Annotated in this window: 5 protein-coding genes; all 5 read left to right on the plus strand. The window is 46.9% G+C overall.

What is annotated here, in order from left to right:
- Position 1: 1 nt before the first annotated feature.
- The 5 genes from FEFB_RS01000 to FEFB_RS01020 all read left to right on the plus strand — a co-directional run bounded on the left by FEFB_RS01000 (position 2) and on the right by FEFB_RS01020 (position 6,028).
- Positions 2–2,641, plus strand: coding sequence for an ATP-dependent RecD-like DNA helicase (locus FEFB_RS01000; RefSeq protein WP_053068899.1), 2,640 nt, complete (start codon positions 2–4; stop codon positions 2,639–2,641).
- A gap of 100 nt (positions 2,642–2,741) precedes the next feature.
- The gene (locus FEFB_RS01005; RefSeq protein ID WP_047974390.1) at positions 2,742–3,710 is read left to right on the plus strand and encodes a ribose-phosphate pyrophosphokinase; all 969 of its coding nucleotides are present in this window, start codon (positions 2,742–2,744) and stop codon (positions 3,708–3,710) included.
- Positions 3,707–4,633 carry a hypothetical protein gene (locus FEFB_RS01010; RefSeq protein ID WP_047974391.1) on the plus strand — a complete coding sequence of 309 codons (927 nt, stop codon included), beginning with the start codon at positions 3,707–3,709 and terminating at the stop codon, positions 4,631–4,633. The genes FEFB_RS01005 and FEFB_RS01010 overlap by 4 nt, the downstream gene beginning before the upstream one ends.
- Before the next feature lie 2 nt (positions 4,634–4,635).
- Entirely contained in the window at positions 4,636–5,628 is a 993-nt protein-coding gene (locus FEFB_RS01015) for an aldo/keto reductase (protein ID WP_047974392.1), read from the plus strand.
- Positions 5,629–5,797: 169 nt separating this feature from the next.
- Complete coding sequence (locus FEFB_RS01020; protein ID WP_047974393.1) at positions 5,798–6,028, plus strand: glutaredoxin domain-containing protein; 231 nt, start codon at positions 5,798–5,800, stop codon at positions 6,026–6,028.
- Positions 6,029–6,286 lie beyond the last annotated feature (258 nt).

The raw sequence follows: 6,286 nt of genomic DNA on the forward strand, positions 1-6,286 counted from the left end.
GATGGCAAGGACAGTTCGAGAGGATAATCAAATAACGGGCACGCTGCAAAACGTGATTTTTTCGGCAAATGATTCGTACTTTAAGATTCTTTCTGTCACAGTTAATAAAACGGATTTAGAGGACTGGGATGAAGAGGGAATCATTGTTACCGGGACCTTTGCCTCGGTTAAACCCGGTTCGACTTATGCCTTTTATGGGCAACTAGTGACGCATCCCAAATACGGCCAACAGTTCCAAGCTGCCCGCTATGAAAATCAGATGCCAGCGGATGAAAAGGGGCTTGTGGCCTTTTTTGCGTCTGGTGATTTCCCGGGCGTGGGGAAGAAGACGGCGGAAAAAATTGTTGACCACCTTGGCCAGGACGCGATTGATTTGATTTTGGCCGACCCAAGTGTTTTGACTGGGTTGGTCAAGCCAAAGGTTGCTGCTGATTTGGCCGAAAAACTCCAGGAAAATTTGGGTCTGGAAAAGCTTTTTTTGCTTGGCCACCAAATTGGCCTTTCCGCAGATGTTGCGGGACGACTCTTTGACCACTATGGGGAGGCGGCACAGGAAGTTCTGCAGAAGACTCCCTATCGCCTGGTATATGAATTTGATGGTTTGCCCTTTAAAAAGGTGGACGCCATCGCCAAGCAGGCCGGTTTCCCTGACGACCATCCTGACCGGATTCAAGCTGGCGTCTACGCTGGAATTTTAAATGCCTGTTATTCGGCCGGCCATACCTATCTCACGGTTGACCAGGCACTAGCAGCCGCTCAGTCGACCTTGCAGAGCAATAGTTCAAGCATGCAAATAGCCATTGACCAGGCCCTGGGTGCTTTGGTGAGCCAAGAACGGTTGGTCTATGAGGATGGCAACTATAGCCCAACTGATTTAAAAGGGGCGGAAGTCCTTGTCAGTTCAAAGGTCAAAAGCTTATTAACGGCTAAATCAGCCGTCCAAACGACTCCGGATTTGGTGGATACAACCTTTGTGGTCCCAGAAAATTTGGACTTAGATGAGGTTCAGCGGGCGGCAGTTGAAGCAGCCTTGACGAACCAGGTCTTTGTTTTGACCGGTGGTCCGGGGACTGGTAAAACAACAGTCACGAAAACGCTGGTTGCAACCTGGGAAGCGCTGGTTCGTCACCAGGCCCAAAGTCAAGGACGCGACAAAGAGTGGGTCAAGCAAAATCGTGTTCGGCTGGCTTCACCGACTGGTCGGGCAGCCAAGCGGATGACTGAAATTACTGGTTACGAAGCGACTACCATTCACCGTTTGCTCGGTATTACGGATGGTGATGACGCCGAATTTGATGCCGATAACCCGATTTCCGGTGGCCTGTTAATTATTGATGAGGCCTCGATGCTCGATATTTCCTTGGCGGAAAGTCTTTTTGCTGCCTTGCCCAAGGGCATGCATATCGTTTTAGTCGGGGATGCCGATCAATTGCCATCTGTTGGTCCCGGCAACGTCTTGTATGATTTGATTCAAAGTCAGGTCGTGCCCCACGTCGCCTTGGAACGAATTTACCGCCAGGGGAAGGGTTCCAGTATTTCAGCTTTGGCGCAGTCGATTAACGCTGGAATCTTACCAAGGGACTTCCAGGAAAATCAGTCGGATCGCTCAACCTTCTTAAGCACAGCTGACCAAGTACCACGGGCCGTGAGCCAGGTTTTGCAGGCGGCGGTCAAGAAGGGCTTTACGGCCAATCAGGTTCAAGTTTTGGCACCGATGTATAAAACGCCAGCTGGTGTCTTGGCTTTGAATCAAATTGCTCAGGACCTCTTTAACCCGGTCAAATCTGGGCAAAAAACCTTGCAACAGGGGGAGACTATTTTCCGCTTGGGTGATAAGGTTCTTCAACTTGAGAATGATTCTGAACGAGATATTTACAACGGGGATATGGGTCAGGTCATTGCCATCCACTATAAGAAGGAACCCGGTGTGGCTGCGGATTCGTTGGTCGTTGACTTTGATGGCCAAGAGGTTTGGTATACAAGTAAGACTTTAAATCAGCTGACCCTCGCTTATGCCACAACGATTCATAAGGCCCAAGGAAATGAGTTCAAGTTGGTCATTTTGGTCCTAACAGGCCAATTTAAAATCATGCTCAATCAGAATTTGGTTTACACTGCCATTACCCGAGCCAAGGAATCCTTGGTCATGGTGGGTGACTACAGTGCGTATGAGTATGCAGCGACACATCCGGTCCCGGTTCGACAGACCTTTTTACAAGAGCTATTAGTCGACCAGCAGAATGGACGACGAGCTACTCGCGCTAAGCAAGCAGACAGCCGTGTCGGACAGTTAGCCGAGCATCAAGGACAGACGGTTGACTGTGATGGACAAACAACTAATCTTGATAGCCAATCGGCTAGCCGTGCTGACCGGCTGGGCACCCAGCAATCACAAACAACTGCAGTCAGGCAGGAAGCCACTCAGCAGCCTCAAACAGCTGATGCGCTTTCTGCTGAATCCGACCAGCGGTCACTAATATCTTCGTCGCAGCAAAAACCAGCAGTGCAGACGCCACTGGCTGCCGACCAAGTGGCTGGTGAAAGTGGGCTGACAACGGTAACTTTGGCACAAGCCATGGCCGATCCAATGATTGGCATGGCTGATTTAAAGCCGGCTGATTTTATGCCCGAATCGCGGTAAATTTTTGTATAATAGTAGCAGATTAAGTCTTAGACCAGATTGCTTTTTTGCAGTGGTCCCAGTCAATAAAATAACAAACTTGAATTTTTTTGGAGTATTTATGACCGCCAATCCGAAATACCGTCTCTTTGATTTGGGTACGAACCTAGATTTAACTGAGGCGATTGCGAAACAATTACACACACCCGTTGCACCGGTTGAGATTCAGACTTTTGCCGACAACGAGATTTATGAACGAATCGTTGATTCTGTCCGGGGGATTGACGTTTACGTTGTCCAACCTATCAGCGAACCGGTCAGTGACAACTTTATTAAGTTGATGATTTTTATCGATGCCGCAAAACGGACGTCAGCCAAATCGATTAACGTGATTATTCCTTATCTTGGCTATGCTCGATCGGACCGCAAGACGCGGTCACGGGAACCGATTGTTGCCCGCTTGATTGCCAATATGTTGGAAAGCCAGGGCGTTAAGCGCGTCATGACGATGGACTTGCATACGAGTCAGGTGCAGGGATTTTTTGATATTCCTGTTGACCACCTGATTGCCATGCCTGTGCAAGCGAAATTTTACGAGGACCAGGGCTTAGTCGGACCGGATGTTGTCGTGGTTGCCTCTGGTTCATCGACTTTGAAATTAGTACAACGATTGGCTGAAGTCTTGCATGCCCAATGGGCCATCGTTGACCAAGACCGGGATTCTCGAGTGAAGACGGCAGTGACTGGAAACGTTGCCGGTAAGCACGCCATTATCTTGTCGGATATGATTGATACCGGTGAAGCGACGGTCAAGGCAGCCGTTGCCGTTCAAAAAGCAGGTGCCAAGACAATTGATGCCTTAGCAACTCACGCGGTCTTGTCGGGGGATGCGCCAAAGAAGCTCCAAGACTCGGTCCTTGACCGTGTGATTGTTACCGATACGGTGCCAATTCCAGCTGAAAAGCACTTTGACAAATTGACAGTGATTACGGTAGCTAACCTCTTCGCCGAAGCGATTGGTCAAGTGATTGCCCACAAGTCGATGGCTAAGGTCATGTTGAGTCCAGACCAACGTGAGGAGCTCGAATGATGGTGGCTGATTTATTACGATTTGCTTCACCAGAATGGTCGGTGCTCGAAGAAGGTGGGGTATTGACCTCACAGTATGGTGCCTATTTGTCCCTAAAAACGCAGGACGAAGGAACGCTGACACTGACTTTTGCCAAGCATTATCCAAACCTGGTTTGGACGGTGACGATTGACGGTGAAAAATCAGAAGAATTGTTGGTCATTGCTAACCATGTTAGCGTTCATCTGCAAGCCGGTCACCACTACCAGTTCACTTTGAATCAGTGGGAGACGGGGCAGATTGATTTTTGGCGGACAGGGCTCATGTTAACAGACCTCAATTGGTCGGGGCAAGAAGACCTCTTAGCTGTCTTGCCAAAGGATGGTGAGGCAACAAAGCCTTATCTGACCTTTGTTGGCGATTCGATTGTTGCTGGTGAGGCAATGGCTGGCCCAAATCATGATCGCCACCAACCAGCTTTATCCTTTCCAGCCTTAGTAGCGAATCACTTTGACCGCCCGTTGAATCGAATTGCCTATGGCGGAACGGGACTGACCGCTCGTGCGCCATTCCAGGAGCCAAAGGCCATTGATGCCCTCTGGCAAGTTGGCGAGGGGATTAGCCGCCGGCGAGTGGTAACGGGTCGAGTAATTGTGGCTTACGGACTAAACGATGCCAACTATGGGGCCAGTGACCAAGAATTCGCTTTTGGTTTACGCGTCTATTTGTTAGAATTGGTAAAACGGTTCCATGGTGCTGATTTTTATTTATTAACCCCTTGGAATGGTGCCTTTGTGGATATTGTTTTGGCTGAAGTTGCTCGCTTTAGTAACTTTACCGTTGTTCGGGCGGACCAGTGGGGGATTCAGACACGACCCTATCACCCTGACGTGTTGGCCCATCAGAAAATTGCAGAACAGTTAGTAGCAGTATTGGAGGAATAGACATGGTTTACCAAGCAGCAGAAGATCGTTATGAAAAGTTGCCCTATCGTCGAGTCGCTGATTCGGGCTTGATTGTACCCGCCGTTTCCTTTGGCCTTTGGCGCAACCTTGGCGATACCAAGCCACTGGAAAACTCTCGTAAAGTCATTTTGAAGGCCTTTGATGAAGGAATTTTCTCTTTTGACAATGCCTTTAATTACGGTCCAAACAATGGAACCGCTGAAGAGACTTTTGGTCAGGTATACAAGTCTGATTTGAAGCCTTACCGAAACGAGTTGGTGATTACAACGAAGGCCGGTTACCATATGTGGCCTGGTCCGATGGGCGAATTTTCTGGTCGCAAGACTTTGATTAACGCCTTGGATACTTCACTGCAAAAGATGAACTTGGATTACGTTGACATCTTTTATGCTCACCGTTTCGATCCAAATACGAACTTGGAAGAAACTGCTCTTGCCTTAGATACCTTGGTTCGCCAGGGAAAGGCCCTCTATGTTGGGGTGTCAAATTATACGGCTGAACAAACGCAAGCCATTGCTGAAATCTTCCAGGAATTGAAGACGCCGTTTATCGGTAACCAAGTTTCTTACAATATGTTAAATCAGGAGCAGAAGAATTCTGGCTTGTTGGACATCTTGGACCAACACCATGCCGGACTCTTTGCATACGGACCATTGGCCGAAGGCTTGTTAACCGATCGCTACCTAAACGGGGTACCGGAAGACTTCCCAATCCACAAGACCAACGGTTTCTTGTTTGAAAACGGTCGCGATGCTTTGGCAGCTAAGTTACGCGCACTGAATGAATTAGCCCAAGGTCGCCAACAGACACTGAGTCAAATGTCATTGGCTTGGTTACTTCAAGACAAGCGGGTTGCTTCCGTTGTCATTGGAACATCATCCGTTGACCATTTGATGGATAACCTTGAATTTACAAAAAACTTGGACTTTTCTGCCGATGAATTGGCACAAATTGACCAAATTATTAACCAATAATTTTGTAAAAAAGAAAGACCAATTTTTGGTCTTTTTTTAATGCTGTTGTATGATACAGACTTGATTGCTGATTTATCTGAAATCTTACTTGATTTTTATGATTTAATTAATTTATGACTGCTAAAATACAAATAATACCAATTTTAAATCATGATCAACTGGAGGAGCTATGCTAAAAATTTATACTCGAAAAACATGTGCTGAATGTGCAGCAACCAAGCTCTATTTAAAGACGAAGGGGATTGCCTTTGAAGAGGTGTCGCTCGATCAAAACCCAGACCTCTATACCCATTTTAAAAATAAGGGAAAGAAGCGCACACCAATTGTGGAGTCTTCGGTGGGTGATTGGTTAGGATTCTCGCCTAAAAAATTGAATAATTATATACGAAACGAAGCATAAAATATTAAAAAAGTGCCAAAGGAATTAAAAGTTTATCAGCAAAAAATGGGCGTTGGCTTTCTGAGTGAACCTAATGATCGTGATGAAATTCATTAGGTTTAACTGATTCCGACGGCCTTTTTTAGTGCCATTAAGTTGCTTGAAACGGCATTTTAACTAGCCAGTAGAGACTTTTTTCGGTAAAATTGATAGGTATTTTGCTATGGCAGATTCTATAATTAATTCGAACGAGAAAATTTAAAATAAAAACCCAAAGAA

Source organism: Fructobacillus sp. EFB-N1, from assembly GCF_001038455.1.
GTDB lineage: Bacteria > Bacillota > Bacilli > Lactobacillales > Lactobacillaceae > Fructobacillus > Fructobacillus cardui.